Here is a 26,808-nt window from a genome sequence, read left to right as displayed (position 1 = left end):
ACACGCCGTGTCCGGGCCAGGAAAAGGCGTTTTCTTATAATGCCTTAGGCATTACTTCTTGGCGCGCAGGGCGTTGACCTTGTCGATGTTGTCCTGGCCGACGGTCTTGGCGAACATGGCGATGACCGGCTTGGTCGCATCCATGAACGGCTTGCGGTCCACGGTGAGGACTTCCATCTTGCCGGTCGCCTTGATCTTGTTCCAGTAATCGTTGTCCTCGTCCTCGGAGACCTTGCGCTGCCAGGCGATGGATTCCTTGGCGGCGTCCTGGACGACCTTCTGCTGCTTCGGCGAAAGCTTCTTCCAGGTGATCATGGAGATCAGCACCGGCTCCGGCGCGTAGGCGTGGGCGGTGAGCGAGGCGTACTTCTGCACTTCGAAGAAGCGCTTGGTGTAGATGTGGGCGGAGGGGTTCTCCTGGCCGTCCACGGTGCCCTGCTGCATCGCGGAGTAGAGTTCGCTGAACGCCATCGGGGTCGGCGATGCGCCGAGCGCCTTCATCATTTCCACGTAGATCTTGTTGGTCATCACGCGGATCTTGAGCCCCTTCATGTCGGCCGGGGTCTTGATCGGGCGGAGGTTGTCGGTCATGTGGCGGATGCCGTTTTCCATGTAGCCGAGCAGCTTGATGCCGCGCGGTTCCAGGCCCTTGCCGATCTCCATGCCGACGGTGTCGAGCGAGCGGTAGGCGTGCGGCCGGTCCTCGAACAGGAACGGCAGGTCGAACAGCGAAATCTGCGGCTGGAACTGGCCGAGCACCGCGGTGCCGACCAGAGCCATATCGACGGAGCCGAAGACCAGGCCTTCGATCAGGTCCTTCTGGTTGCCGAGCTGGGAGTTCGGGAACACCTTGACTTCGATCTCGCCGCCCGACTTCTCCGCGACGAGCTTGGCGAACTGGTCGGCGCCCTTGCCGTAGGGGTGAACGGGTTCCGCGATGTGGCCGAGCTTGATGACGACCTTGGCCGCGGCCATAGCCGGGCCGGATGCGGTCATGGCCAAAAGGCACATGCCGAGAATGCTTGTGAGGCGCTTCATAGGTTCCACCCTGTTCTATTGCTGTCGGAGTCTCGTTGCCGGGCACCGGGTCCCCCGAAGTGCCTGACATGGCCCAACATTTAGACAGGAAACCGCCGGGGTTTCAACCCAATTGCCGCCCCCCGGTCGGGTGGGGGAGCGAATCGGCGGCCTGCCCGGAATGCGGCGGCGGCTTTGCCGTTCCGCATAGGCGCGGCCATGGCGGGAATCGCGAAAAAGCGTTTCCCGAGTCGCGGGAATCAGCCGGCGGCGTTCCCGCGGCGCAGGCGGCGGAAATAGGCGCCCATGCGGTCGAGGTAGATGTAGATCACCGGGGTGATGTAGAGGGTCAGCGCCTGGGAGAGGATCAGCCCGCCGACCACGGTGAGGCCGAGCGGCTGGCGCGCCTGCGCGCCCGCGCCGATGCCGATCGCGATCGGCAGGGTGCCCATCAGGGCGGCCATGGTGGTCATCATGATCGGGCGGAAGCGCACCAGCGCGGCCTGCACGATCGCCCGCTCCGGCGGCAGGGAGGCGCTGCGCTCCTGCTCCAGGGCGAAGTCGATCATCATGATCGCGTTCTTCTTGACGATGCCGACCAGCATGATGATGCCGACGAAGGCGTAGAGGCTGAGCGGCACGCCGAAGAGCTCCAGGGTGAGCAGCGCGCCCACCGCCGCCGAGGGTAGGCCGGAGAGGATGGTCAGCGGGTGGATGAAGCTTTCGTAGAGGATGCCGAGCACGATGTAGACGACGAAGATGGCGAGCAGCAGCAGCAGGCCGAGGCCCTGGCTCGAACTCTTGAACGCCTTGGCGGTGCCCTCGAAGCTGGTCTGGGTGGTGCCGGCCAGGCCGATGTCGCGCTGCACCTCCTGGATGCGGGCAAGCGCCTCGCCGAGGGAAAGCTCGCGGTCGAGGTTGAACGAGACGGTGACCGCGGGCAACTGGCCGAGATGGTTCACCGTCTGCGGCAGCACGCCGGGGGCGATGGTGGTGACCGCGGTGAGCGGCACCAGCGCGCCGTTGCTGCTGCGCACGTAGAGGCGCTCCAGCGCCGAGGATTCGCTCTGGAATTTCGGCAGCAGTTCGAGGATCACCTGGTACTGGTCGTTCGGCGTGTACATCGTGGAGACCTGCCGCGTGCCGAAGGCGGAGGCGAGCGCATCCTCGATTTGCAGCACGGTGACGCCGAGCTTGGCGGCGCGCTCGCGGTCCACCGTCACCGAGACGGTGGGGGCGGAGATGTCCATGTCGTTGGTGACGTCGTAGAAGCCGTGCTCGTGGGAGAGCGCCTCGGTGAGCCTGGCCGCGCCGCCGTAGAGCGCGCCGAGGTCGAGGTCCTGCAGGGTGTACTGGTACTGCGCCTTGCTGAGCGAGCCGCCGATGCGGATCACCGGCGGGTTCTGCATGTAGACCTTGATCCCCGGAATCTCCGCGGTGGCCCTGCGCAGGCGGCGCACCACGTCGTCGGCGGTGGCGGAGCGGTCCTCGTAGGGGGTGAGGCTGATGATCAGGATGCCGGAGTTGACGCCGGTGCGGGAGCCGCCCGCGCCGACCGACATCATCACCGAGGCGACGTCCGGGTCCTGGCGCACGATCGCGGCGGCGCGCTTCTGGTTGCGCACCATCTCGTCGAAGGAGGTGCTGGAGGAACCCTCGGTATAGGCGAAGATGCGGCCGGTGTCGTCGGAGGGCAGGAAGTCCTTGGGCACCATCACGAAGAGCAGGGCGGAGAGCGCCAGGCTCGCCACGAAGGCGCCGAAGATGACGCGCGGGTGCGCCAGGCTCCAGCGCAGGGAGACCTCGTAGAGCGATTGCATGCGCTCGAACGCCGCCTCGAGGCGGTGGTAGAGGGCGCCGTGGCTCTGGTGCCCGGCGCGGATCATCCGGCTGCACAGCATCGGCGTCAGGGTCAGCGAGATCACCCCGGAGACCAGGATGGCGATGACGATGGTGAGCGCGAACTCGTTGAGCAGGCGGCCGACGATGCCGCCCATGAACATCACCGGGATGAACACCGCGGCGAGCGAGACGGTCATCGAGACGATGGTGAAGGCGATCTCGCGCGCGCCCTTGATCGCCGCCTCGAAGGGACGCTCCCCCGCCTCGCGGTGGCGCACGATGTTTTCCAGCATGACGATGGCGTCGTCCACGACGAAGCCGACGGAGAGGGTGAGCGCCATCAGCGACAGGTTGTCGAGCGAGAAGCCGAAGGCCGCCATGCCCGCGAAGGTGCCGACGATGCTGATCGGCAGCGCGAGCGAGGGGATGATCGTCGCCGAGGCGCTGCGCAGGAACACGAAGATCACCATGATCACCAGCACCGCGGCGAGCACCAGGGTGAACTGCACGTCCTCGATCGAGGCGCGGATGGTCTGGCTGCGGTCGTAGAAGATCGAAAGCTCCAGGCTCGGCGGCAACTGCGCCTCGAACTCCGGCAGCACCGCCTTGATCGCCTCCACCACCTCGATGGTGTTGGAACCGGGCTGGCGCTGGATCGCGAGGGTGACCGTGCGCTCGTCGTCCACCCAACTGCCCAGGCGGTCGTTCTCGACGCTGTCCACCACCTCGCCGAGATCGCCGAAACGCACCGGCGCGCCGTCGCGGTAGGCGATCACCTGGTCCACGTAGGCGGCGGCGGAGAGAAGCTGGCCGCGGGTGTGGATCAGCGCGGTGCGGGTGGGGCCGGAGAGCGAGCCGGTGCCCTGGTTGACGTTGGCGGCGGAGACCGCGGCGGCCACCTCGTCGATGCCGAGGCCGCGCGCCGCCATGGCGTCCGGGTCCATGCGCAGGCGCACCGCGTACTTCTGCGAGCCGTAGACGTTGACCTGCGCCACGCCGTTGATCGTGGAGAGCCGCCGCGCCAGCTGGCCTTCCGCATACTGCGTCACCGTGGACATCGGCAGGGTCTTGGAGCGCATGAAGATGTAGTAGATCGGCGAACTGCCGGGATCGACCTTGCGCAGCGCGGGCGGCGTGGTCATGTCCGCGGGCAGCTTGCGCAGGGTGGAGGAGATCGCCGCCTGCACGTCCTGCGCCGCGGCGTCGATGTCGCGGTCGAGCGAGAACTGCATGGTGACGCGGGTGCGTCCCTGGCTCGACGTGGAGGTCATCGAATCGATGCCGGAGATCGTCGAGAACTGGTTTTCGAGAGGCGTCGCCACCGCCGAGGCCATGGTCTCCGGGTCGGTGCCGGGCAGGTCGGCGGTCACCGTGATGGTGGGGAAGTCCACGGCGGGCAGCTCGCTCACCGGCATCTTGAGGTAGCCGATGATGCCGAAGATCACCAGCGCCACCATCAGGAGCGTGGTGGCGACCGGACGGCGGATGAACAGATCGACGCTCATTTCTGCGCCTTGCCGGCCGCAGGGGCGGCAATGACGACCGGCACGCCGGGGGCGAGGCGCAACTGCCCGTCGGTCACCACCTGCTCTCCGGCCTCGACGCCCGCGCCCAGCGCGGCGACGCCCGCATCGGCATAGAGCACGGTCACCGGGCGGACCTCGGCCTTGCCGTCCTTGCCGACGACGTAGACGTAGGGGCCTTCCTGTCCGGTGTTGATCGCCTCGAAGGGTATGGCGACGGCGTCGCGGAAGGTCTCCAGCACCAGGGAGGCGGAGACGAACTGGCCGGGCACCAGGCGATGGTCGCGGTTTTCCACGGTGGCGCGCACCTCGATGGTGCCGCTCCGCGAATCCACCGTGGCGTTGACGAAGTCCACGCGCGCGGTGATCGGCGGCGCGGCGTCGCCGGGGATGGAAACGATCAGGCCGGTGCCGCCCTCGCGCATGCGCGCCTGCAGGGTCGGCAGCTGCTGCTGCGCCACGGTGACGGAGATGCGCACCGGCTCGATCGCCGAGAGCGTCACCAGCGCGGTGTCGCCGTTGGCCTTCACGATGTTGCCGGGGTGGATGAGGATCGGCCCGGTCTTGCCGGAGAAGGGGGCGCGGATCTCGGTGTAGCCGAGCTTCAGCCTGGCGTTGGCGACCATCGCGGCATCGGCGGCCACGGTGGCGGCGAGCGCCTTGGCCTCGGCCTGCGCCTGCTCGAACTTCTGCGCCGAGGCGACGCCGCGCTTGCTCAGGTCCTTCTGGCGGACGAGTTCGAGGCGCGCCTTGTCGAGTTGCGCCTGGTCGCGGGCGAGCACCGCCTGCGTCTGTTCCAGGTCGGCCTGGAAGGGCCGCGGGTCGATGCGGAAGAGCAGGTCTCCCGCCTTGACCGTGTCGCCCTCGGTGAAGAACGCCTCGAGCACCCGGCCTTCGACCAGGGACTTGATCTGCGCCGTCGCGGAGGCGAGCACGCTGCCGTAGGTGCGCACCAGGCGCGGCACGTCGCGGCGCTCCGCCTGCGCCGCCACCACCGGCGCGGCGACCGCCTGGCGGCCTTGCGGCGCGGCGGCGGCGGGCGCGGCGGCGCAGGACATGCCGAGAACGATCAGGGCCGCACAGAGGCCCGGGCGGTATCCGAAACGTCGCATCACGATGAGGTTTCCGTTCCAAGGGGGGCAGCGCGCGACAGTATACATAGACCGTCCGGTCTCGATAATCGGAATCGCATACGGATGACTCTCCCTTACGATATTTTTACGCTATAAACCCCGCGGCGCCCGTCTTGTCGGAGAGATCGCGGCGCAGGGCGAAAGGATGTGTCGCGTGGCGGCGGAAAAAGGCCTGTTTTCGTACCGGAAGTTCTGGGCGCACCGTTTCGGTCCCGCGCCGTTCCTGCCGATGAGCCGCGACGAGATGACGGCGCTCGGCTGGGACTCCTGCGACGTGGTGATCGTCACCGGCGACGCCTATGTCGATCATCCCTCCTTCGGCGCGGCGGTGATCGGCCGGGTGCTGGAGGCGCAGGGCTTCCGCGTCGGCATCGTCGCGCAGCCGGACTGGTCCTCGTCCGCGGCGTTCGCCGCGCTCGGCAAGCCCAACCTCTTCTTCGGCGTCACCGCGGGGAACATGGACTCCATGGTCAACCGCTACACCGCCGACCGCCGCATCCGCAGCAACGACGCCTACACCCCCGGCGACGAGGGCGGCAAGCGCCCGGACCGTGCGGCGATCGTCTATGCGCAGCGCTGCCGCGAGGCGTTCAAGGACGTGCCGGTGGTGATCGGCGGCATCGAGGCCTCGCTGCGCCGCCTCGCGCACTACGACTACTGGTCCGACAAGGTGCGGCGCTCGGTGCTGTTCGACGCCAAGGCCGACGCCCTGGTCTACGGCAATGCCGAGTGCGCGCTCTCGGAAATCGCGCACCGCTTCGCCTCCGGCAAGGGGGTGGGGGACCTGCGGCAGGTGCGCGGCGTCGCGGTGGCGGCGGACGCGCCGCCGGAGGGCGTGACGCTGATCGACGAGACCCGCCTGCCCGACGAAGCCCCGCCGCGCGAGCGCCCGCCGCGCGATGCGGAGACCGCGCTGCTGCTGCCCGATTTCGCCGCGGTGGCGGCGGACCGCGCGCTCTATGCGCATGCGGCGCGCATCGCGCACCTGGAGAGCAACCCGCGCAACGGCCGCGCCCTGATGCAGTTCCAGGGCGGCCGCGCGGTGTGGGTCGCACCGCCGCCGCTGCCGCTTTCCACCGCCGATCTCGACGCGGTGTTCGACCTGCCGTACGCCCGCGCGCCGCACCCGGCCTATGGCGATGCGCGCATCCCGGCGTGGGAGATGATCCGCCATTCCGTGGCGATCCTGCGCGGCTGCTTCGGCGGCTGCGCCTTCTGCGCGATCACCGCGCACGAGGGCCGCATCGTGCAGAGCCGCTCGGAGGAGTCGATCCTGCGCGAGATCGCGGCGATCCGCGACACCGACGCCGCCTTCACCGGCCACATCTCCGATCTCGGCGGGGCCACCGCCAACATGTACCGCCTGGGCTGCTCCTCGCCGCGGGCGGAGGCTCTGTGCCGCCGCTTCTCCTGCCTCTACCCGAAAATTTGCGACAACCTCAACACCGACCACGGGCCGCTGATCCGCCTCTATGCAAAGGCGCGGGCGGTGCCGGGGGTGAAGAAGGTGCTGATCGGCTCCGGCGTGCGCTTCGACCTTGCGGTGAAGAGCCCGGCCTACATCCGCGCCCTGGTCGCCGACCATGTCGGCGGCTACCTCAAGATCGCGCCGGAGCACACCGAGAAGGGCACCCTCGACCTGATGCTGAAGCCCGGCATCGAAACCTTCGAGGGCTTCCGTTCGCAGTTCCAGGCCGCGGCGAAGGCCGCGGGCAAGGACTTCTTCCTCATTCCCTATTTCATCGCCGCCCATCCCGGCACCACCGACGAGGACATGTTGAATCTCGCCCTGTGGCTGAAGAAGAACGGCTTCCGCGTCGATCAGGTGCAGACCTTCCTGCCCGCGCCGATGGCGCTGTCCACCGCGATGTACCACACCGGGTTCAACCCGCTCGCCCCGGTGAGGCGCGCCGGCGCGCCGGGCGTCGCCACCGCCAAGGGGCTGCGCCGGCGCCGCCTGCACAAGGCGTTCCTGCGCTATCACGACGCGGAGAACTGGCCGATGCTGCGCGAGGCGCTGGTCGCCATGGGCCGCGCCGACCTGATCGGCCCAGGCAAGGCGCACCTGGTGCCTGCCTGGCAGCCCAGGGGCACCGGCCAAGGCGGCGAGGGCCGCCGAGGCGGAAAAATGCGCAACAGTGTAACGTCGCCGCCCTTGACATCCCCCCGCCGCAGCCGGTAAACCGGACGCCTCGGTTCCCGGCTCCGCGTGGGAGGTTTCGCGCGCGTCCGGGTGAAAAGGGAATTCGGTGCGGACTGCGCCGCCTCGCGGCGCGCCAAGGCCGAAGCTGCCTCCGTAACTGTAAGCGGCGAGCCAGGATCGAATTACGCCACTGGGAAACTGGGAAGGCCGATCCGACGCACCGACCCGCGAGCCAGGAGACCTGCCGGGAGTCGTTTTCTTGCGTGCGGAGGCACGGGGGAACCGTGTTTCCGGCATGGCGCAAGACCCGCCTTTCCCGACCCGGTTTTCCCTTCATCGCATCTCCCCACGCAAGCGGCGGGCCGTCAGGGCCCGCTTCGTGCAGCGTCGATCGCGCGGAGGGCGCGGGGGGTGACGGTGGAACAAGCGTTGGATGCGTCCATGGACCGCGGCGGGAAGGCGGGGCTGCGCCTCTCCTACGGTGGGCTGCTCGCCGCGCTGGCGCTGGTCATCGCGTGCCTGTTCGCCGCGGGGCTGTGCGTCGGGCCGGTGGCGATCCCGCCGGGGCGCGCCTTCGCCGCCCTGTTCGGTGCGGATGCCGGGCCGTATTCGGTGATCCTGCGCGATATCCGCCTGCCGCGCGCCATCCTCGGCGCGGTGGTGGGGGCCTCGCTCGGGCTTTCCGGCGCGGCCTTGCAGGGGCTTTTGCGCAATCCGCTGGCCGAGCCCGCGTTGATCGGCACCTCTTCCTCCGCCGCGCTCGGCGCGGTGATCGCGCTCTATTACGGCTTTGCGGCGATGTTTCCCCTGGCGCTGCCGCTCTTCGCCATCGCCGGGGCGGTGATCTCCATCCTGCTGCTGTTCGGCCTCGCCGGGCGCACCCCCGGGGTGCTCACCATCATCCTCGCGGGGGTGGCGCTCTCCAGCCTTGCCGGGGCGCTGATCTCCATCGCGATCAACCTCTCGCCCGACCCGCATTCGGCGCTGGAGATCGTCTTCTGGCTGATGGGCTCGCTCTCCAACGTCAGCATGCGGCACGCCGCCCTGGCGCTGCCGTTCTCGCTTGCCGGGTGGGCGATGCTGCTTTCCTGCGGGCGTGCGCTCGATGCGCTGACCCTCGGCGAGGACACCGCGGCCAGCCTCGGCGTTTCGCTCACCCGCCTGCGCTATTCCCTCATCGTCGGCACCGCGCTCGCGGTCGGCGCCGGGGTGGCGGTGGCGGGCAGCATCGGCTTCATCGGACTGATCGTGCCGCACATCCTGCGCCCCCTGGTGGGGCACCGTCCCGGCCGCCTGCTCGCCGCGAGCGCGCTGGGCGGCGCGGCGCTGCTGCTCGCCGCCGACATCGGCGTGCGGCTGATCTCCACCGACCCGGAATTCAAGCTCGGCGTGCTCACCGCGGTGATCGGCGCGCCGTTCTTCCTGGTCCTCGTGCTCAACACCCGCCGCCACGCGCCGTGAGGGAAAACGCCATGACGACGATCCTTCCCGTTCCGCCGCCCGCCGGTTTCTCCGTCGAAAACCTCGCCGTGAGCCTGTCCGGGCGGCCGGTGCTGCGCGGCATCGACCTGGCGCTCGGCGGCGCGGGGGTGACCGGGCTGATCGGCCCCAACGGCGCGGGCAAGACCACGCTGCTGAAGACGATGATGGGATTCCTGCCCCCCGCCGCGGGGGAGGCGCGCTTCGGCGGGCAGGCGCTCGCCGCGTGGGAGCCGCAGGCGCTCGCCCGCCGCGTCGGCTATCTGGCGCAGGGATCGCCGTGCTCCTGGCCGATGAGCGTGGAGCGCGTCGTGGCGATCGGCCGCACGCCGCACCTCAGCCGCTTCGGCCGCCCCGGCGCGGCGGATGCCGCGGCGGTGGAGCGCGCCATGGCCGCCACCGGGGTCGCGCACCTGCGCCGCCGCCCGGTGACCGACCTTTCCGGCGGCGAGCGGGTGCGGGTGATGCTGGCCCGCGCGCTCGCCGGGTGCCCCGAGGTGCTGCTCGCCGACGAGCCGGTGGCGGGGCTGGACCCGCACTATCAGTTGCAGGTGATGGAAACCCTGCGCGATTTCGCAGCCGAGGGGCGCGGCGTCGTGGTGGTGCTGCACGACCTGACGCTTGCGGCGCGCTTCTGCGCGCGCCTGGTGCTGCTGCATGGCGGCCGGGTGATGGCCGACGGCACGCCGGAAGAGGTGCTGACGCCCGGCCTGCTGGAGGCCGCCTACGGCGTCACCGTGCATGTCGGACGCCACGGCGGCGGGCTCTACGTGCTGCCGTGGGAAGTCAGCGGCGGCTCCGGCCTGCGCGCCGCGGTCTGAAAAAGGGGGAAGGCTCATGGAAACCACAGTTACCGGCACGGTCATCGCGGTGCCGCACGATCTCTCGCCGTGGACGATGTTCGTCAACGCCCACATCGTGGTGCAACTGGTGATGATCGGCCTCGCGCTCGCCTCGGTGGCGACGTGGACGGTGGCGATCGCCAAGACCGTGGAAATCCGCCGCGGCCGCCGCGCCGCCGCCGCGGCGCTGGCGATGCTCGCCGAGGCGCGCAGCCTCGCCGATGCGGACCGCGCCGCCGCGCCCGGCCCCGCCGCCGCGCTGGTCGCCGCCGCCGCCGCCGAGGTGCGGCTCTCCGCCGGGTCGCCCTGCGGCGGGCTGAAGGAGCGGGTTTCCACCCGGCTTTCGCGCGCCGAGGCGGCGGCGGGCAGGCGCATCGCGCTCGGCACCGGCATCCTCGCCAGCATCGGCGCCACCGCGCCGTTCATCGGCCTGTTCGGCACCGTCTGGGGCATCATGAACAGCTTCGTCGGCATCGCGCGGGCGCACACCACCAACCTCGCGGTGGTCGCGCCGGGCATCGCCGAGGCGCTGCTCGCCACCGCCATGGGGCTGATCGCCGCGATCCCCGCGGTGATCGTCTACAACGCGCTCGCCCGCGCCATCGCCGCCTACCGCGCCCAGCTCGCCGACATTTCGGCGGCGGTGGAGGGCATCGTCAGCCGCGACTTCGACCGCCGCGGCCAAAGCTTCCAGGAGGCCGCGGAATAATGGCCGCGCTCTACGAAGACGATCTGGCGGAATGCCACGAGATCAACGTCACGCCGTTCATCGACGTGATGCTGGTGCTGCTGATCATCTTCATGGTCGCCGCCCCCCTCGCCACCGTGGACGTGCCGGTGGACCTGCCGTCCTCCACCGCGCAGCCCGCCAAGCGCCCGGAAGACCCGCTGTTCGTCTCGGTGAAGGCGGATTCCTCGGTGCTGCTGGGCGATGCGCCGGTGGCGCTCTCCGGCCTCGGCGCGGCGCTCGACGCCAGGACCGGCGGCGCCAAGGATACCCGCGTCTTCCTGCGCGCCGACAAGGCGGTGGACTACGCCACCCTGATGGCGGTGATGGACCGCCTGCGCGAGGCCGCCTACCTCAAGGTCGCCCTCGTCGGCCTGGAGAAGGCGGAATGATCGCCGCCGGGGAAATGCGGCTGTGGTCCGCCTCCCTGATGCTCACCCTGGGCCTGCACGCCGGGGCGGCGCTGGGTCTTGCGCTGTTGCGCAGCGCGCCGGTCAACGACATGCCCGCCGGGGCGTTCTCCCTCGAACTCGCGGCCTTCGGCGGCAATACCGCAGCGGCGGCGGGCGGCGGGGCCAAGGCCGCCCCCGCGCCCGCGCCGCAGCCGAAGGACGTGGAACCGCCCAAGCCCAAGCCGGTGGAAAAGGCCGAGGCCGCCCTGCCCAAGCCCGAGCCCAAACCCAAGCACAAGCCGAAGCCGCAGCCCAAGCCGGTGGCCGCCGCGCCCAAGCCCGCCCCCGAATCCGCGCCGCCCGCGGCCCCGGCCTCCGCCGCCGCATCCTCCGCGGGCAACGGCGGCGCGGCAGGCCTCGCCGGGGAGGCGGGGCAGGGCGGCGGCGTGATCAGCGGACGCCTCGGCGGCGGCGGCATCGGCGCGGGCACGCCGCTCGGCCGCTACAAGCTCCTGGTCTTCCAGGCGCTGTGGCAGAGCCGCAAATACCCCGACGTCGCACGCCGCATGGGATACCAGGGCGACGTGGAGGTGGAGTTCTCCGTCGCCGCAAACGGCGAAATCCTCGCAAGCCGCCTCGTCGCCGAAAGCGGCCACGGCGTCCTCGACCGCGAGGCCAAGGCCCTGCTGCACCGCGTGCGCAGGTTCCCGCCGTTCCCCCACGACCTCCACCGCACCGCGCTCACCTTCCGCGTCACCATCCCCTTCCGGTTGACGTAAAACAAGGCCGGGCGGAGCCCGGCCTTGTTTTTCATCTCCGATCGTTATATAACTTACCAGTCAGTTAGTTTATGAGGGTACGGCATGCCACGCTGGACGCAGCGCCCGGAGGACCGGCCCGGCGAGATCATCGCCGCGGCGTTGGCGTTGTTTGCGGAGAAGGGCTTCGCCGCGACGCGGGTGGAGGAGATCGCGGCGCGGGCGGGGTTGTCGAAGGCCGGGGTGTACCTGTATTTCCCGACCAAGGCGGAGATCTTCAAGGCGACGGTGCGCGAGACGATTTTGACCACGGTATCGCGCCTGGAGGCGATGGCGCAGGCCTTCGACGGCTCCTCGGAGGAGCTGCTGCGCCGGGTGATTACCGAAATGGCGCGCATGGTCGGCGGCAGTGCGGCGGGGGCGATTCCGCGCATCGTTTTGTCCGAGGCGGGGAATTTTCCCGACATTGCGGAGTTCTATGTCAAGGAGGTGGTGTCGCGCGGTTTGACCGTGGTTTCCGGCATCATCGCGCGCGGCCAGGCGCGGGGCGAGTTCGCGGCGGATCTGGGGCCGTTGACGCCGTTCATCGCGATTGCGCCGATCTTGACGCTGTCGATGTGGAACCACGGCCTCGGCCGGGTGCTCAACCGGCCCCTGCCCACCGGCATGTTCGCCGAGGACATGTTCAAGGTGATCGGGCGGGGCCTGCGGACGGAGGGCGGGAGATGAGGGCGATGCTGCTGCGCGGGGTTGCGGCCGGGGTTGCGGCCTTGGCGCTTTCCGGCTGCTTCGGGCCGGAGGCGGAACCGGGCGTTCAGGGCTACGTGGAGGGCGACTTCGTCGATCTCGGCCTGCCCGCCGCCGGGCGGGTGGAGGCGGTGGCCGTGGCGCGCGGCGATGCGGTCGCCGCGGGGGCCGAGGTGTTCCGCCTCGATGCGCGGGCGGAGGAAGCGGCGCTCGCCGAGGCGGAGGCGAAGCTCGCCGAAGCGCAGGCGGCGCGGCGGCTGGCGGATATCGAGCTTTTGCGTCAGCGCGGTCTCAGGGGAACTTCCGCCGAGTTGAAGGCGAAGCTCGATTCCGCCACGGCGGCGGCGGACTCCGCGGTGGCGGCGGAGGCCGCGGCGCAGGCGGCGCTGGCGCATGCGCGCTGGGCGCTGGATGAGCGCACCGCGCGTGCGCCCCGGGCGGCGCGGGTGGAGGACGTGTTCTTCCACCCCGGCGAGGTGGTCGCCGCCGGGCAGCCGGTGGTGCGCCTGCTGCCGCCGGGCAACGTGGTGGTGCGGGCCTATCTCGGCGCGGCAATGCTGGCCCGCCTGCCCGCGGGGGCACAGGCGGCCCTGCGCTGCGACGCCTGCGGCGAGGGGGCGCAGGCGGCGGTGTCGTTCGTTTCCGCCGAGGCGGCCTATGCGCCGCCGGTGCTCTATTCCCGGGCGGGCGCGGCGAAGCTCGCCTTCCTGGTGGAGTTGCGGCCCGATACGGCCACCGCGCTGCGGCTGCGTCCCGGCCAGCCGGTGACCATACTGCCGCCGCAGGGGGCGGGGAAATGACCGCCGCCATCGCGGTCACCGGCCTGACCAAGCGCTTCGGCGGGCGCGCCGTGGTGGATTCCATCGACCTTTCGGTGGAGGAGGGGCGGATCATGGGGTTTCTCGGCCCCAACGGCTCGGGCAAGACCACGACCATCCGCATGCTCTGCGGGCTGTTGCGGGTGGACGCGGGGGAGGGCACCTGCCTCGGCCTCGACATCCGGCGCGACGCCGCGGCGATCAAGCGCCAGGCGGGCTACATGACGCAGCGCTTCTCCCTCTACGAGGACATGACGGTGGCGGAGAACCTGGACTTCGCCGCCCGCGTGCACGGCGTGCCGGACCGCAAGGCCCGCGTCGCCGAGGCGGTGGAGCGGATGGGCCTGGCGGCGCGGCGCAATCAGCTTGCCGGGCACCTTTCCGGCGGCTGGAAGCAGCGCCTGGCGCTCGCCGCGAGCATCCTCCACAAGCCGCGCCTGCTGCTGCTGGACGAACCCACCGCCGGGGTGGACCCGCAGGCGCGCCGCGACTTCTGGGACCGCATCCACGGCTTCGCGGCGGAGGGGATGACGGTGCTGGTCTCCACCCACTACATGGACGAGGCGGAACGCTGCCACGCCATCGCCTATATCGCCTACGGGCGGTTGCTCGCCCACGGCACGGTGGAGGAGGTGGTGGCGGGCTCCGGCCTTGCCGCCGCGGCGGTGCGGGGCGGCGGCCCCGGCCTGATCGAGCGGGTGAAGGCGCTGCCCGCGGTGGAGACCGCCACCGCCTTCGGCGCGGTGATCCACGTGGCGGGCGGCGGCGGCGCGGCGCTGGCGGCCGATCTTTCCGCCTTCTGCGCGGCGGAGGGGGTGGACTGGGAGCCGGAGGAGCCGACCCTGGAGGACGCCTTCATCCACCTGATGGCGGGCAGCCGCGACAACATGGCGGAGGGCGCGGCATGAACCGCTGTTTCTCCTGCGCGCGTTTGTTCGCGATGATTTCCAAGGAGTTCGTGCAGATCCGGCGCGACCCGCCGACCTTCGGCATGATGGTGGGGATTCCGCTGATCCAGCTTCTGCTCTTCGGCTTCGCGATCAATTCCGACCCCAAGCACCTGCCCACCGCGGTGCGCGACGCCGATGCCGGTCCGGTGGGGCGCGCCGTCATCGCGGCGATGCAGGCCTCGCAGTATTTCCGCGTCTCCCTGATTCCCGACGGCGAGGCGGCGGTGGAGGATGCCTTCGCCCACGGCGACGCGCAGTTCGTCGTCACCGTTCCGGCGGACTTCTCCCGCCGGGTGCTGCGCGGCGAGCATCCGGCGCTGCTGGTGGAGGCGGACGCCACCGACCCCGCGGCCACCGCCAACGCGCTTTCCGCGCTCGACCGCCTTGCCGCGGCAGCGGCGGCGCGGGAACTTGCCGGTCCGTTCGCCGGGCTGAAGCAGGGGGAGGCGCCCTTCGAGATGCGGGTGCACCGCCGCTACAACCCGGAGGGGGAGACCACCTTCAACATCGTGCCCGGCCTGATGGGCGTGGTGCTGACCATGACCATGGTGATCATGACCTGCCTCGCGGTGACGCGGGAGCGCGAGCGCGGCACCATGGAGACCCTGCTCGCCATGCCGCTCTCTCCCTTCGAGGTGATGCTCGGCAAGATCCTGCCCTACGTCGCCATCGGCTACCTCCAGGTGGTGTTCATCATGGCGGCGGCGAAGCTGATCTTCGCGGTGCCGATGATGGGCAGCCTGACGCTGCTCTCCGCCGTCACCGTGGTGTTCATTTCCGCCAACCTGGCGGTGGGCTACACCTTCTCCACCGTCGCCGCCAACCAGTTGCAGGCGGTGCAGATGGGGTTCTTCTTCTTCCTGCCGTCGATCATGCTCTCGGGGTTCATGTTCCCCTTCCGCGGCATGCCGGAGTGGGCGCAGGTGATCGGCGAGGCGCTGCCGCTCACCCACTTTTTGCGCATCGTGCGGGGAATCCTGCTGAAAGGCAGCGGCTGGGAGGCGATCGCCCCCGACCTCGCCGCCATCGCCGCCTTCCTCTTCGTCGCCGGGTTCATCGCGGTGCGGCGCTATCGCATGACGCTCGACTGAAGTTTGGAGCAGGCATAACATACGCCCTTCTGCGGCTGCGGCGGACCGGGCGATGATCAAGGGCGCGTGCGGGGCGTTGGTGGGACTGGCGATGCTGGGCGCATCGGCGGCGGGCGCGGCGGAGCGCGAAACCGCCGCCCTGCCCGATGGCCAGGACGTGATGCCGCTTTCCGCCATTCTCGACCGGGTGATGCCGGTGATCGACGGCGAGGTCGGCGGCGCCAAGCTGCTGCGCACCGGCGGGCAGTGGGTCTATGTCATCACCTTCTACGACGAAACCGGCGCGCCGCGCGAACTCATCGTGGACGCCACCTCCGCCGCCATCGTCTCGATCAGCTCCGCGCGGTAGAGGAGAAAACCAGGCCAGGGGCTTTGCCCCTGGACCCCGCTGGGGACTCGGTCCCCAGACCCCATAACTGGTTTTTGCGCGGCGCGCGATAGAACCATCACGCGGCGCGACGGTCGATAGCCGCTGCGCGGCGGAAAACCGGTTATGGGGGGTGCGGGGGGCCTGAGGTCCCCCGCGAAGTTTTGGTTTTCTCACAACGGCCAGAACAGCGGGATCACCGCGACCGCGACGACGAGCATCAACAGGTTCATCGGCACGCCGATGCGCAGGAAGTCGCCGAAGCGGTAGTTGCCGATGTTGTAGACGTAGGTGTTGGTCTGGTAGCCGATGGGGGTGGCGAAGCTGGCCGAAGCGCCCAGCATCACCGCGACCACCAGGGGGCGCGCCTCGATGCCGGTCTGCTGCGCCACGCCGATGACGATGGGGGTCATCAGCACCGCGGTGGCGTTGTTGCTCATCACCTCGGTGAGCAGCGAGGTGAGAAAGTAGACGGTGGCGAGCACCGCGAGCGGCCCGAAGTCCTGCACCAGGTTCGCCGCGGTTTCCACGACGAGGCGGGCCGCGCCGGATTTCTCCATGGCGAGGGAGACCCCGAGCATGCCGAAGATCAGCATCAGGATGCGCCATTCGATCGCCTCGTAGGCTTTTCCCGGCGAGACGCAGCCGGTGAGGATGACCAGCATCGCGCCGGGGATGGCGAGCCCGGCGATCGGCATCACCTCCAGCGCGGCGAGACCGGCGACGCCGAGCACCGCAGCGGTGGCGATGGCGGCCTTGACCTTGTGCACCGGGCGGTGCGTCACCTGGGTGATCGGCAGCACGTCCTCCTGGGCGAACAGGCGGTCGATTTCCTCCTGCGGGCCTTCCAGCAGCAGCACGTCGCCGTGGCGCAGGCGGAAGGAATCGAAATTGGCGGTGATGTTGCGCTGGTCGCGGTGCACCGCGAGGATGTAGCTGCCGTGGCGGCGGCGCAGCCGCAGTTCCGAAGGGGTCTGCCCGGCGAAGCGGGAGTTGGGGCCGATCACCCCTTCGGCCAGCGTGGTCTCCCGCGCCGGGAGCGCGGCGTAGGACCCCGTCTCGAAGGAGATGCCGGTGCTCTCGCGGATTTCCAGCAGTTCCTCCTGATCGGTCTTGAACACCAGGCGGTCGCCCGCCTGCAGCGGGATGTCGCGCAGGGTGGATCGCGGGCGCGCCGGTTCCGCCGCCGTGGGCGCGCCGCGCAGCTCGCGCACCGCCTGCATCAGGTTGGCGAAACCGTTGTTGCGCGCGCCGCTGTCGTTGCGGATGAGGTCGAGGACTTCGTAGTCCGCCTCGCTGCTGAAGCGCACCTCGTTGAGGGTCTTGCCGATCAGGGGCGAGCCGGGCGGCACCACCGCCTCGGCGAGGAAGCGCTTGTGCGGGCCTTTCTCCCCCGCCAGAATCTCGGCCTGCAGGGTGTCGCGCGTGGGCAACAGGCGGCGTCCGATGGTGGCGAGGAACAGCGCGCCGACGGCGGCCATGGCGATGCCGGGGCCGGAGATTTCGAACATGCTGAAGGGCTCCATCCCCTGCGCCGTGGCGATGCCGTCGGTGAGGATGTTGGTGGAGGTGCCGATGAGCGTGCAGGTGCCGCCGAGGATCGCCATGTAGGACAGCGGAATCAGGTACTTCGACGGACTGTCCTGGAGTTGGCGGGCGACCGCGATGACCACCGGCGCCATGACGATGACCACCGGGGTGTTGTTCATGAAGGCGGAGACCGCCGCCACCCCGGCCATCAGCGCCGCCACCGCGCCGAAGCGGCGTTTTTCCGCCAGCGCCATGATGCCGCGGCCCAAGAGGTCGATCACCCCGGTGCGCTCCAGGGCGGCGCTGAGGATGAACATGCAGGCGATGGTGGCGGTGGCCGGGTTGCCGAAGAGGGCGAGGGTGGAGGGGGTGTCGATCACCCCCGCGGCGAGGAGGACGGCGAGCGCCCCCATGGCGACGAGGTGCGGCGGATACGCATCCCGCGTGAACAGCGCCAGCACTCCGGCGAGCACGGCGAAGGTCAGCAGCATGTCGAAGGAGAAGGGAGCGGACAAAAAGCGCGCCTCGCGGTGGCTGGGTCAACGCGAAGAGTAGCACGCGGACGCGAAACCGGCGAAGCGCGCTTCGCCGCTCCGCCGGTTTTTCGGTGGGAACCGCTGCGTCTAGGGGCGCATCCGCAGGAAGGGGGTGGCCGCGGGATCGACGACCAGGGCGGCGAGTCCCTTGCCGCGCACCGCCGCGGCGCCCTCGGGGGTGGTGATGATGGTGCTGCCGCGCCCGAGGACGAGGCCGTTGAACATCACCATCTGGCCGCCGACGATGGTCATCGCCGCCTTCATCGCGGCGGCATCGACCACGGTGATGTCCGCATCGGCCCCCTCGGAGAGGTGTCCCTTGTTCTTCAGCCCCAGGGCCTTGGCCGGGTTGAGGCTGGTCTTGACGGCGAATTCCCGCATCGTCAGGGTTTCCAGCTTCACCAGGGCGAGGCCGAATTCCAGGATGACGTTGCGGGGGATGCCGCCGCCGTCGGTGCTGATGGAATCGACCGCGAAGCTGCCGTCCGGCCGCTTGGCGGTGGCGATGCGCAGGCGCGGCTCCGGCGGGTTGACGCGGAAGCTGACGGTGACGTCGGTCTTGCGGTTCCGCCAGTAGGCCACCGCATCCGGCCCGGCGCTCAGGCCGATGAGGCCGCCGTCCTCCGCGTTGACCTGGCACCAGCCCGCGAGGATCGCCGCTTCCAGCCCCGCCTCGTCGGGGGAGAAGCCGCCGATCTCCAGGCATTTGCGGGTCATCCGGCTGCCCGGGACGCCGTTGGCGATCTCGCCGCTGGTGCCGTTGATGGTGGCCAGATAGGACTCGGAATAGACGTTGGGGTGCGCCTGGAGCAGGGCGAGCGCCTCCTCGCCTTCCGCCGGGGCGTCGAGCACCTGGCCGCGGCAATAGCTGGCGACATGGGCGAGGTGGCAGGCGCCGCCGCCGATCAGCTGGAACGCCTCGCGCACGCCTTCGAGGTTGGAGCCGGTGGCGAGGCTGCCCGCGTGGAAGGCGACGTAGGCGCCGCGCGCGTTCGCCGCCGCGATGGTGCGGGCGGAGGCTTCCGGCGTCAGCGGATAGTGGCCGCCGAGAATCTTCAGGCCGATGGCGCCGTCCTTCAGGCTCTTGTCGAGGTACGCCGCGAGTTCGGCGGTGTCCGGGTCTTCGCCCGAGACCGTGTCCTTCGGGCGGACGTAGTTGATGCAGGCGATGTTGAGGCCGACGCCGTGGGCGGCGGCGATGTCGATCACTCCGGTCACCGGGCCCGCCATGTCGAGCGCGGTGGTCACGCCCGCGAGCGCCAGCATCTTGTGGCCGCAGCCGCCGCCGATCCAGGGCGAGACGTGGACGTGGGTATCGATCAGCCCGGGGAGGATCCGCTTGCCGCGCACGTCGATCACTTCGAGGGCCCGAGCGCCGGGGATTTCCGGGGCGACGGCGGCGATTTTTCCATGGGCGACGGCGATGTCGAAGAGGCCGTCCCGGCCGTTGGCCGGGTCCGTGAGGTGGCCGCCACGGAGAATCAGGTCGTAGGTTTTGCGCATGTCACTTGCCTATTTCGTGAATCACATCATCGCGTTCGGCAGGAACAGGACGATGTTGGGGAAAAGGATCAGCAGGACGAGGACGATGAGGTCGCACAGGACGAACGGCCAGATGCCGCGGAAGACGTCCTCGACCTTGACCTCGGAACCGGCGACGCCGGCGAGGCCGAAGGCGTTCAGCCCCACCGGAGGGGTCACCCCGGCGATTTCGTTCAGCTTCATCGCCACGACGCAGAACCACACCGGGTCGTAGCCGAGGCTGACCACCACGGGGAAGAGGATGGGCAGGGTCAGGGCGAACACCGCCGCCTGCACGATCAGCATGCCGAGGATCATCCACAGCAGGAAGATGCAGCCGAGGATGACGATCGGCGGCACCGCCCAGCCTTGCAGGAAGTCGGCGAGGTCGAAGGGAATGCGGGTGATCGCGAGGAAGCGGCTGAAGAACAGGGCGGTGACGATGATGAAGAACAGCATCGACGTGGTGTGCGCCGATTCCCGCAGGGCGGCGCGGATTTCCGAGCCGCGCTTGAGGTTGCCGTAGACGATGCCGAAGAGGAGCGCGCCCACCGCGCCCACCGCGCCCGCCTCCGTGGAGGTGAAGAGGCCGCTGTAGATGCCGCCGATGACGATGCCGGAGAGCAGCAGGATCGGCCAGATGTCGATGACGGCGCGGGCCCTGTCGGCGGCGCGCACCGTCAGTTCCTCGGGCACCACCGGCGCCAGCGCGGGGGTGCGCTTCGCGCGGAGGTACATCGACGCGGCATAGGTGACCGCGGTGAGGATGCCCGGCACGATGCCGCCCATGAACAGGCGCCCCACCGACTGGTCGGTGAACATCGCGAACAGGATGAACATGCCGCTGGGCGGAATCATGCAGGCGAAGGTGCCGGAGGAGGCGATGCTGCCGAGGGCGAAGGACTTGTCGTATTTGAAGCGCTTCATCTCCGGGTAGGCGATCTTGCCGAACACCGTGGCGGTGGCCAGCGAGGAGCCGCAGATGGAGGCGAACACCGCGCTGCCGAAGGAGGTGGCGATGGCCAGGGAACCGGGCACGCGCGCGGCGATGACGTGGATGCTGCGGTAGGCCCTCTCGGCGAAGCCGCCGCGCGCGGCGAAGGCGCCCATCAGGATGAACAGCGGCAGCACGCAGAAGGTGGGGCTGGCGATGGCGCTGTACATGGTCTCCCCGGCGAGCGAGACCATCGCCTCGGGGCCGAGCAGCAGCGCCACGCCGCAGGCGCCGACGAGGAGGAAGTCGATGCCGATCGGCAGCCCCATGCCCAGCAGGAAGAGCAGTGCCGCGATGGCGACGGCGCCGACGGTCGTGAAATCAAGGTCCATGACGGTTACTCTTTGTTCGGAGGCGGCTCAGGACACGCTCAAGGCGCGCGGCGAGCGGATCCACTCGATGGTGTTGAGGACCACCTGGATGCCGTAGACCACCAGGGCGAGGGTGATGGCGAACTTGACCGGATAGATCGGCAGCGGCACCGGGCCGGAGACCGCTTCGTGCTCCAGGAAGGAACCGAGGGCGTTGAGGCCGACGGCATAGGCCACGCCGAACACCGTGACGACCGAAAGCAGGTGGCAGATCGTCATGGAGGCCCGCTGCACGCGGACGGGAAGGCGGATCAGGACCGCTTCCACCCGGACGTGGCTGTCGGTTTCCTCGCAGTGGGCGAGGCCGAAGTAGACGGCGCAGACCATCGAGAACATCGCCATCTCCGAGACCCCGAAGATCGGGTGCCCGAGCCCCCGCGCCACGAAGTCGATGACGATGAGGACGGTGACGGCGGAAAGCAGCCAGCCGCAGGATTCCGCGAGCAGGTGGTTAAGCTTGAGGAAGTAATCGCGCATCATAGGCTCCGCGTTCGTCCGGAGCGCCCGGGGAAAGGTTTCTCCCCGGGGGCGTCCGGCCCGCACTCACTTTTCCGCGGCGACGGCGTCGGCCACGATCTTGCCCATCTTGCCGAGGATGGCTTCGGCATCGGCGGCGCCGAGTTCCTTGGCTTCGACGATCCACTGCTTCTTGTTCGCCTCGTTCTGCGGCGAGGCGACCCAGGTGGCGATGTCCTTCTTGGAGGCGAAGGTGACGGTGTAGCCCGCCTTCTTCTGCGTGGCGATGACCTCGTCGAACATCTCGCCGTAGAGCTTGGTGAACTTCCGCCGCGACACCGCGGCGGCCTTTCCGATCGTCGCCTTCTGCTCGGCGGAGAGGCGGTTCCAGGCCTTGTCGCCGATGGTCAGGAGGTAGGGAGTGGGAAGCCAGAGCTCCTTCATCACCAGAAGGTGCGGCGCCACTTCGTCCAGCTTCACGCGGTGGATGGAGTCGTAGTTGGTCATCACGCCGTCGATCGCCTTGGTCTGTAGCGACATGTAGCAGTCGCCCCACGGCACCGACACCGGGGTCGCGCCCATCGCCTCGAGAACCGACAGATACCAGCGGCTGGAGACGCGCACGCGCAGGCCCTTCATCCCCGCGAGGCCGGTCACCGGGCGGGTGAAGGCGACGCCGTAGGGGTTCACCGCGTAGAAGTAGGCGATATGCTGCTTGAAGCCCGCGATTTCCTTGGAAAGCTCGGGAATTTCCTGAAACAGCCGGTCGTAGAGCTTCATCATGCCGGCGTATTCGGTCGGTCCCTGCGGGAACATCATCAGCCCGCTGTTGAGCAGCAGGCGCTTCGGATAGTAGGCGGTGTTGACGTGCCCCATATCGACCACGCCGTCGGACACGCCCTTGAGGATTTCCTTTCCCTTGAGAAGGGATTCGCCCCAGTAGGCGCGCACCTTGATCGCGCCGCCGGACTGCGTGGAAATCTCGTCCAGGAACATCTTTTCCGCGATGCCGCGCAATCCGGTGGGCGCGGTGTTGGTCGCATAGGTCAGGGTGAGGGCTTCGGCACGGAAGGGCAGGAGCAGCAGGCCCGCCGCGCAGGCGGCGCAGCCGAGGAAAGTCTTGATCTTCATAAGGGGGGCTCCCTTCGCTGTATGGCTTGGATCGGAATTCGGGACGGCGCAGTTGCACATAATTCAGTCACTGGTTCCAGCGTGCGCCGCTCATGCCTTTCTTTTCACCTTTTATTTTTTGTGACCAATCAAAAAATGGGCCATTATAATAACCCCGGCTTATAGCATAAATTTCTTATGAAATCGCACTATAGCACATTGTAATTCAACGATTTATTTTAGGAGCCACAGCGCGCCGGAGCGGCGCGGGCGGCGTATCGTCGGGGCGCCCCGGCGCCGGGGAAAGGCGCAAGCCCCATGCGTCCGGGCGTGGAAGCGTGAAAAATCGGACGCGCGCCTGCGTGGGGACGGTTATAGGGTGAGGTAATAATCGTGAAACTGCGTCATCTCGAGGTTTTTCGTGCCGTCATGAGCGCCGGGTCCACCCTCGGCGCGTCGAAGATTCTGCTGATCTCGCAACCGGCGGTCAGCAACCTCCTCAAGCAGTTCGAGGCGCAGCTCGGCTTTCCCCTGTTCCTGCGCAGCGGCGGCCGCCTGCGGCCGACGCGGGAGGCGCATTCCCTTTACGAGGAGTCCGAAAAGGTCTTCGCCGCCTTCGCCATGGCGGGCAACCTCGCCCGCGACCTGCGCCTGGGCGTGGCGGGGACGGTGCGCATCGTGTCCAACCCGAGCCTGGGCAACACCTTCCTGCCGCCGATTCTCACCCGCTTCAAGCGGGAGAATCCCAACGCCTTCGTCCGCTTCGATACGGTTTCCAACGACCGCGTGCTCGCCGACCTGGTTTCCGATGCGGCGGACTTCGGCCTGACCATCTGCCGGTTGCCGCATCCGGTGGTGGAATCCACGGTGCTCTGTTCCGGGCAGGTGATGTGCGTGATGCGGGCGGACCATCCGCTGGCGGAGAAGTCTCATGTGCTTCTCAGCGACATGCGGGGGCAGATGTTCGTCTCCTACCCGCAGGACACCGCCATCGGCTCGGTGATGCGCGACGTCTTCATCGAGCAGGAGGAACGGCACGCGCCGAACATGGAGGTGCGGGCGGTGCTGACCGCGGTGGAACTGGTGCGGGCCGGTTACGACATGGCTCTGGTCGATGAATTCACCGTGCGCTCGATCTGCAGCGAGGGGATCGCCTTCCGGCCGCTTCTCACCGGGCGGCGGGTGCCGCTGGTGCTGTCGATGCCCCGGCATGCGACGCTCTCGAAGCTGAGCCGCAACTTCATCGAGCTCTACCTGCGGGCGCGCATCGACGAACTGGGGATACGTTCACAGCCCTAGAGGCCCGTAGAACCAAAACGTTGCGAGGGGTCTTGGACCCCTCGCGCACCCCATGACTTTTGTTTTTTGCGCGTAGCGAGATAAGACCGTGCGGCGGCAATAGAGATGTTGCCTGCCGCTGCGCGGCGAAAAACCGAAGGGGGGGCGTGGGGGGCCGAGGTCCCCCACGAAGTTTTGGTTTTGAAACGGCTCAGCGCGCCATGTTGGGGAAGGCGAACTGGGTCTTCTCCTCGATGCCGCTGGCGGGCCAGCGCTGGGTGACCGCCTTGCGCCGGGTGTAGAAGCGGACCGAATCCGGGCCGTAGATGTGCAGGTCGCCGAACAGCGAGCGCTTCCAGCCGCCGAAGCTGTGGTAGGCCACCGGCACCGGCAGCGGCACGTTGATGCCGACCATGCCGACCTGGATGTTGTCGGTGAAGTAGCGCGCCGCCTCGCCGTCGCGGGTGAACAGGCAGGTGCCGTTGCCGAACTCGTGGGCGTCGATCAGCGCCATGCCCTCGTGCAGGGTCTCGACGCGCACCACGCAGAGGACGGGGCCGAAGATCTCGTCGGTGTAGATGCGCATTCCCGGCTGCACCCGGTCGAACAGGGTGGGGCCGACGAAGTAGCCGTTCTCGAAGCCCGGCACGGTGAGGCCGCGGCCGTCCACCACCAGCTCCGCGCCCTCGGCCACGCCCTTGCCGATGTATTCGACGATGCGCTCTAGGCTCTGCGCGGTGACCACCGGGCCCATGTCGATGCCGTCCTGGGTGTAGGCGCCGACCTTGATCTTGGCGATCGCGGTCTTGAGGCGGGCGATCAGGTCGTCGGCGACGGCGTCGCCGACGCACACCGCGACCGAGATCGCCATGCAGCGCTCGCCCGCCGAGCCGTAGGCCGCGCCGATCATCGCGGTGACCGCGGCGTCGAGGTCGGCGTCGGGCATCACGATGGCGTGGTTCTTCGCGCCGCCGAGGGCCTGCACCCGCTTGCCGTTGGCGACGCCGGTCTTATGGATGTATTCGGCGATCGGGGTGGAGCCGACGAAGCTCACCGCCTTGACCAGCGGGTGGGAGAGCAGGGTGTCCACCGCCTCCTTGCCGCCGTTGACGACGTTGAACACCCCCGCGGGCAGGCCCGCCTCCTCCAGCAGTTCGGCGAGGATCAGGGCCGCGCCGGGGTCGCGCTCCGACGGCTTGAGGACGAAGCTGTTGCCGCAGACGATCGCCATCGGGAACATCCACATCGGCACCATGACGGGGAAGTTGAACGGGGTGATCCCCGCGACCACGCCGAGGGGCTGGAACTCGCTCCACGCGTCGATCCCGGGGCCGACGTTCTTGGAGTGCTCGCCCTTGAGGATCTCGCCCGCGCCGGTGGCGTATTCCACCACCTCGATGCCGCGGATGAGTTCGCCCATGGCGTCGTCGATGGTCTTGCCGTGGTGCTCGGAGATCGCGGCGCAGATGCGTTTGGCGTCGCGCTCCAGCAAATTCTTGAAGCGGAACATCACCTGCGCGCGCTTCGCCACCGGGGTGGCGGCCCACGCCGGGAAGGCGGCGTTTGCGGCTTCCACCGCGGCGCCGACCTCGGCGGCGGAGGCGAGCGCCACCTGGGCGACCGCCTTGCCGAGCGCGGGGTTGAACACGTCCTGGCGCTGCGCGGAGGATTCGATGGCGCGGCCGCCGATGTAATGGCCGTAGATTTTCATGGGCTTGGGTTCCGTATGGTCTGAGCGGTGGGGGTCACGCCTGCGCCTTCAGGGCGTCGGCGACGATGGAGAACAGGCGGTCGATGTCCGAGGTCTGCGCGACGAAGGCGGGGGCGAATTGCAGGGTGTTGCCGCCGCAGCGCACATAGGCCCCGCGGTCCCAGCACTTCTGGAAGATCTCGAAGGCGCGCTTCGCCGGGGAGCCGGGAATGTCCGCCACCTGCACCGCGCCGGCGAGGCCGAAGTTGCGGATGTCCTCGACGTGCGGCAGGCCCTTCAGGGAATGGATCGCATCCTCGAAGTAGGGGATCAGCGCCCGGCACTTCGCCAGCAGGTCGTCCTTCTGGAAGATGTCGAGGGTGGCCAGGCCCGCGGCGCAGGCCACCGGGTGGCCGGAATAGGTGTAGCCGTGCGGGAACTCGATGGCGTAGTCCGCGCCGCCGTTGTCCATGAAGGTGTTGTAGATGGTCTCCGAGGCGATGGTGGCCCCCAGCGGGATGGTGCCGTTGGAGATCGCCTTCGCCACGTTGAGGATGTCCGGAGTGACGTCCATGGTCTGCGCGGCGAACATCCGGCCGGTGCGGCCGAACCCGGAGATCACCTCGTCGAAGATCAGCAGGATGCCGTGCTTGTCGCAGATTTCGCGGATGCGCTTCAGGTAGCCCTTGGGCGGCACGACGACGCCCGCGGAGCCGGAGAACGGCTCGAGGATCACCGCGGCGATGGTCGAGGCGTCGTGCAGGGCGACCAGTTCCTCCAGCTGTTCGGCCAGTTCCACGCCCTTTTCCGGCAGGCCGCGGGAGAAGGCGTTCTCCGGCAGGAGGGTGTGGGAGAGGTGGTCGGCGTCGATGCCCGCGCCGAACATCTTGCGGTTGCCGACGATGCCGCCGACGCTCATGCCGCCGAAGTTGACGCCGTGGTAGGCCTTGATGCGGCCGATCACCTTGGTGCGGGCGGGTTCGCCCTTCACCTTCCAATAGCCGCGCGCCATCTTGATCGCGGTGTCGGCGGCCTCGGAGCCGGAGTTGGAGAAGAACACGTGGTTGAGGTCGCCCGGGGTCAGCGCCGCGATGCGGGAGGCGAGTTCGAAGGCGAGCGGATGCCCGACCTGGAAGCCCGGCGCGTAGTCGAGGTCGGCGACGGTGCGCGACACCGCCTCGACGATCTCCTTGCGGCTGTGCCCCGCGCCGCAGCACCACAGGCCGGACAGGCCGTCCACCAGGGTCTTGCCGTCGGAGGTGGTGAAGGTGCAGCCCTCCGCCTTGACGATCATGCGCGGGTGCGCCTTGAAGAAGCGGTTGGCGGAAAACGGCATCCAGTGGGCGGAAAGGTCGTTGGGCATGGTCATCGTCATCGCGGGCTCCAGGGCAGGGAAAGGCGCGCGCAGGCCCTCTCGGGCGGGCGGCTCCCGGAAAAATCTTGAGGCAGGGTAGCGGCGGCGCTAGTTTTGATAAATCCAAAACGAATAACGC

22 protein-coding genes and 1 riboswitch are annotated in these 26,808 nt (G+C 68.9%); of the genes, 12 read left to right on the top strand and 10 right to left on the bottom strand.

The genetic code is table 11. The features are described from left to right. Positions 1-51 precede the first annotated feature (51 nt). From O7R11_RS13895 to O7R11_RS13885, 3 genes are all read right to left on the bottom strand, one after another. Positions 52-1,038 carry a TRAP transporter substrate-binding protein gene (locus O7R11_RS13895; RefSeq protein WP_337998133.1) on the bottom strand — a complete coding sequence of 329 codons (987 nt, stop codon included), beginning with the start codon at positions 1,036-1,038 and terminating at the stop codon, positions 52-54. Positions 1,039-1,277: 239 nt separating this feature from the next. Continuing rightward, positions 1,278-4,364 carry an efflux RND transporter permease subunit gene (locus O7R11_RS13890; protein WP_337998132.1) on the bottom strand — a complete coding sequence of 1,029 codons (3,087 nt, stop codon included), beginning with the start codon at positions 4,362-4,364 and terminating at the stop codon, positions 1,278-1,280. Continuing rightward, positions 4,361-5,494, bottom strand: a complete 1,134-nt coding sequence (locus O7R11_RS13885) for an efflux RND transporter periplasmic adaptor subunit (RefSeq protein ID WP_337998131.1) — start codon at positions 5,492-5,494, stop codon at positions 4,361-4,363. Before O7R11_RS13885 ends, O7R11_RS13890 begins: the two co-directional genes overlap by 4 nt. 175 nt (positions 5,495-5,669) lie before the next feature. On the opposite strand from O7R11_RS13885, the gene O7R11_RS13880 reads away from it, so the two are divergent. The 11 genes from O7R11_RS13880 to O7R11_RS13830 all read left to right on the top strand — a co-directional run bounded on the left by O7R11_RS13880 (position 5,670) and on the right by O7R11_RS13830 (position 15,811). Further along, the gene (locus O7R11_RS13880) at positions 5,670-7,697 is read left to right on the top strand and encodes a YgiQ family radical SAM protein (protein ID WP_337998130.1); all 2,028 of its coding nucleotides are present in this window, start codon (positions 5,670-5,672) and stop codon (positions 7,695-7,697) included. 1 nt (position 7,698) lies between these two features. Next, positions 7,699-7,921: riboswitch (cobalamin riboswitch) on the top strand. Between the two features lie 178 nt (positions 7,922-8,099). Beyond that, the gene (locus tag O7R11_RS13875; protein ID WP_337998129.1) at positions 8,100-9,119 is read left to right on the top strand and encodes a FecCD family ABC transporter permease; all 1,020 of its coding nucleotides are present in this window, start codon (positions 8,100-8,102) and stop codon (positions 9,117-9,119) included. Between the two features lie 11 nt (positions 9,120-9,130). Next, the gene (locus tag O7R11_RS13870) at positions 9,131-9,958 is read left to right on the top strand and encodes an ABC transporter ATP-binding protein (RefSeq protein WP_337998128.1); all 828 of its coding nucleotides are present in this window, start codon (positions 9,131-9,133) and stop codon (positions 9,956-9,958) included. Between the two features lie 16 nt (positions 9,959-9,974). Continuing rightward, positions 9,975-10,688 (top strand): tonB-system energizer ExbB, encoded by a 714-nt coding sequence (gene exbB / locus O7R11_RS13865; RefSeq protein WP_337998127.1) that lies wholly within the window; start codon positions 9,975-9,977, stop codon positions 10,686-10,688. Further along, a complete protein-coding gene (gene exbD, locus O7R11_RS13860; protein ID WP_337998126.1) occupies positions 10,688-11,098 on the top strand; it encodes a TonB system transport protein ExbD in 411 nt (136 codons plus the stop codon). The genes exbB and exbD overlap by 1 nt, the downstream gene beginning before the upstream one ends. Beyond that, positions 11,095-11,877 (top strand): energy transducer TonB, encoded by a 783-nt coding sequence (locus O7R11_RS13855; protein ID WP_337998125.1) that lies wholly within the window; start codon positions 11,095-11,097, stop codon positions 11,875-11,877. The genes exbD and O7R11_RS13855 overlap by 4 nt, the downstream gene beginning before the upstream one ends. 84 nt (positions 11,878-11,961) lie before the next feature. After that, positions 11,962-12,585: a TetR/AcrR family transcriptional regulator gene (locus O7R11_RS13850; protein WP_337998124.1), complete on the top strand. Its 624-nt coding sequence runs from the start codon at positions 11,962-11,964 to the stop codon at positions 12,583-12,585. After that, positions 12,582-13,403 carry an HlyD family secretion protein gene (locus O7R11_RS13845; RefSeq protein ID WP_337998123.1) on the top strand — a complete coding sequence of 274 codons (822 nt, stop codon included), beginning with the start codon at positions 12,582-12,584 and terminating at the stop codon, positions 13,401-13,403. Before O7R11_RS13850 ends, O7R11_RS13845 begins: the two co-directional genes overlap by 4 nt. Then, positions 13,400-14,329: an ABC transporter ATP-binding protein gene (locus O7R11_RS13840; RefSeq protein ID WP_337998122.1), complete on the top strand. Its 930-nt coding sequence runs from the start codon at positions 13,400-13,402 to the stop codon at positions 14,327-14,329. Before O7R11_RS13845 ends, O7R11_RS13840 begins: the two co-directional genes overlap by 4 nt. Further along, on the top strand, positions 14,326-15,462 hold the full coding sequence (locus O7R11_RS13835) for an ABC transporter permease (RefSeq protein WP_337998121.1): 1,137 nt from the start codon (positions 14,326-14,328) through the stop codon (positions 15,460-15,462). The genes O7R11_RS13840 and O7R11_RS13835 overlap by 4 nt, the downstream gene beginning before the upstream one ends. A 52-nt stretch (positions 15,463-15,514) precedes the next feature. Beyond that, positions 15,515-15,811 (top strand): PepSY domain-containing protein, encoded by a 297-nt coding sequence (locus O7R11_RS13830; protein ID WP_337998120.1) that lies wholly within the window; start codon positions 15,515-15,517, stop codon positions 15,809-15,811. A 191-nt stretch (positions 15,812-16,002) separates the two neighbouring features. Here O7R11_RS13830 and O7R11_RS13825 read toward each other — a convergent pair whose 3' ends face one another. From O7R11_RS13825 to dctP, 5 genes are all read right to left on the bottom strand, one after another. Beyond that, positions 16,003-17,874, bottom strand: a complete 1,872-nt coding sequence (locus tag O7R11_RS13825; RefSeq protein WP_337998119.1) for an SLC13 family permease — start codon at positions 17,872-17,874, stop codon at positions 16,003-16,005. 108 nt (positions 17,875-17,982) lie between these two features. After that, positions 17,983-19,398 carry an amidohydrolase family protein gene (locus O7R11_RS13820; RefSeq protein ID WP_337998118.1) on the bottom strand — a complete coding sequence of 472 codons (1,416 nt, stop codon included), beginning with the start codon at positions 19,396-19,398 and terminating at the stop codon, positions 17,983-17,985. A gap of 21 nt (positions 19,399-19,419) precedes the next feature. Beyond that, a complete protein-coding gene (locus tag O7R11_RS13815; RefSeq protein WP_337998117.1) occupies positions 19,420-20,742 on the bottom strand; it encodes a TRAP transporter large permease in 1,323 nt (440 codons plus the stop codon). A gap of 27 nt (positions 20,743-20,769) precedes the next feature. After that, positions 20,770-21,258, bottom strand: coding sequence for a TRAP transporter small permease subunit (locus O7R11_RS13810; RefSeq protein ID WP_337998116.1), 489 nt, complete (start codon positions 21,256-21,258; stop codon positions 20,770-20,772). 66 nt (positions 21,259-21,324) lie between these two features. Beyond that, entirely contained in the window at positions 21,325-22,368 is a 1,044-nt protein-coding gene (dctP, locus tag O7R11_RS13805) for a TRAP transporter substrate-binding protein DctP (protein ID WP_337998115.1), read from the bottom strand. A gap of 372 nt (positions 22,369-22,740) precedes the next feature. Here dctP and O7R11_RS13800 point away from each other — a divergent pair, with 372 nt between their 5' ends. Then, on the top strand, positions 22,741-23,646 hold the full coding sequence (locus O7R11_RS13800; protein ID WP_337998114.1) for a LysR family transcriptional regulator: 906 nt from the start codon (positions 22,741-22,743) through the stop codon (positions 23,644-23,646). Positions 23,647-23,836: 190 nt separating this feature from the next. On the opposite strand, the gene O7R11_RS13795 is transcribed toward O7R11_RS13800, so the two are convergent. Together O7R11_RS13795 and aptA are read right to left on the bottom strand one after the other, a co-directional pair. Beyond that, positions 23,837-25,336: a CoA-acylating methylmalonate-semialdehyde dehydrogenase gene (locus tag O7R11_RS13795; protein WP_337998113.1), complete on the bottom strand. Its 1,500-nt coding sequence runs from the start codon at positions 25,334-25,336 to the stop codon at positions 23,837-23,839. A 34-nt stretch (positions 25,337-25,370) separates the two neighbouring features. After that, complete coding sequence (gene aptA / locus O7R11_RS13790) at positions 25,371-26,690, bottom strand: omega-aminotransferase AptA (protein ID WP_337998112.1); 1,320 nt, start codon at positions 26,688-26,690, stop codon at positions 25,371-25,373. Between the last annotated feature and the right edge of the window lie 118 nt (positions 26,691-26,808).

Origin of the sequence: Oleispirillum naphthae (genome assembly GCA_027864655.1) — a bacterium.
In the GTDB taxonomy this organism is placed as follows: Bacteria; Pseudomonadota; Alphaproteobacteria; order Rhodospirillales; family Rhodospirillaceae; genus Oleispirillum; species Oleispirillum naphthae.
This window is presented reverse-complemented; position numbering and strand designations above follow the sequence as displayed.

What these genes read in the sequence shown, in the direction of transcription:
- O7R11_RS13795 (WP_337998113.1), bottom strand. Translation starts at nt 25,336, where the DNA reads ATGAAAATCTACGGCCATTACATCGGCGGCCGCGCCATCGAATCCTCC.
- dctP (WP_337998115.1), bottom strand. Translation starts at nt 22,368, where the DNA reads ATGAAGATCAAGACTTTCCTCGGCTGCGCCGCCTGCGCGGCGGGCCTG.
- O7R11_RS13810 (WP_337998116.1), bottom strand. Translation starts at nt 21,258, where the DNA reads ATGCGCGATTACTTCCTCAAGCTTAACCACCTGCTCGCGGAATCCTGC.
- O7R11_RS13850 (WP_337998124.1), top strand. Translation starts at nt 11,962, where the DNA reads ATGCCACGCTGGACGCAGCGCCCGGAGGACCGGCCCGGCGAGATCATC.
- O7R11_RS13870 (WP_337998128.1), top strand. Translation starts at nt 9,131, where the DNA reads ATGACGACGATCCTTCCCGTTCCGCCGCCCGCCGGTTTCTCCGTCGAA.
- O7R11_RS13845 (WP_337998123.1), top strand. Translation starts at nt 12,582, where the DNA reads ATGAGGGCGATGCTGCTGCGCGGGGTTGCGGCCGGGGTTGCGGCCTTG.
- O7R11_RS13890 (WP_337998132.1), bottom strand. Translation starts at nt 4,364, where the DNA reads ATGAGCGTCGATCTGTTCATCCGCCGTCCGGTCGCCACCACGCTCCTG.
- exbD (WP_337998126.1), top strand. Translation starts at nt 10,688, where the DNA reads ATGGCCGCGCTCTACGAAGACGATCTGGCGGAATGCCACGAGATCAAC.
- O7R11_RS13840 (WP_337998122.1), top strand. Translation starts at nt 13,400, where the DNA reads ATGACCGCCGCCATCGCGGTCACCGGCCTGACCAAGCGCTTCGGCGGG.
- O7R11_RS13835 (WP_337998121.1), top strand. Translation starts at nt 14,326, where the DNA reads ATGAACCGCTGTTTCTCCTGCGCGCGTTTGTTCGCGATGATTTCCAAG.
- O7R11_RS13815 (WP_337998117.1), bottom strand. Translation starts at nt 20,742, where the DNA reads ATGGACCTTGATTTCACGACCGTCGGCGCCGTCGCCATCGCGGCACTG.
- exbB (WP_337998127.1), top strand. Translation starts at nt 9,975, where the DNA reads ATGGAAACCACAGTTACCGGCACGGTCATCGCGGTGCCGCACGATCTC.
- O7R11_RS13895 (WP_337998133.1), bottom strand. Translation starts at nt 1,038, where the DNA reads ATGAAGCGCCTCACAAGCATTCTCGGCATGTGCCTTTTGGCCATGACC.
- O7R11_RS13855 (WP_337998125.1), top strand. Translation starts at nt 11,095, where the DNA reads ATGATCGCCGCCGGGGAAATGCGGCTGTGGTCCGCCTCCCTGATGCTC.
- O7R11_RS13875 (WP_337998129.1), top strand. Translation starts at nt 8,100, where the DNA reads ATGGACCGCGGCGGGAAGGCGGGGCTGCGCCTCTCCTACGGTGGGCTG.
- O7R11_RS13885 (WP_337998131.1), bottom strand. Translation starts at nt 5,494, where the DNA reads ATGCGACGTTTCGGATACCGCCCGGGCCTCTGTGCGGCCCTGATCGTT.
- O7R11_RS13830 (WP_337998120.1), top strand. Translation starts at nt 15,515, where the DNA reads ATGATCAAGGGCGCGTGCGGGGCGTTGGTGGGACTGGCGATGCTGGGC.
- O7R11_RS13820 (WP_337998118.1), bottom strand. Translation starts at nt 19,398, where the DNA reads ATGCGCAAAACCTACGACCTGATTCTCCGTGGCGGCCACCTCACGGAC.
- aptA (WP_337998112.1), bottom strand. Translation starts at nt 26,690, where the DNA reads ATGACGATGACCATGCCCAACGACCTTTCCGCCCACTGGATGCCGTTT.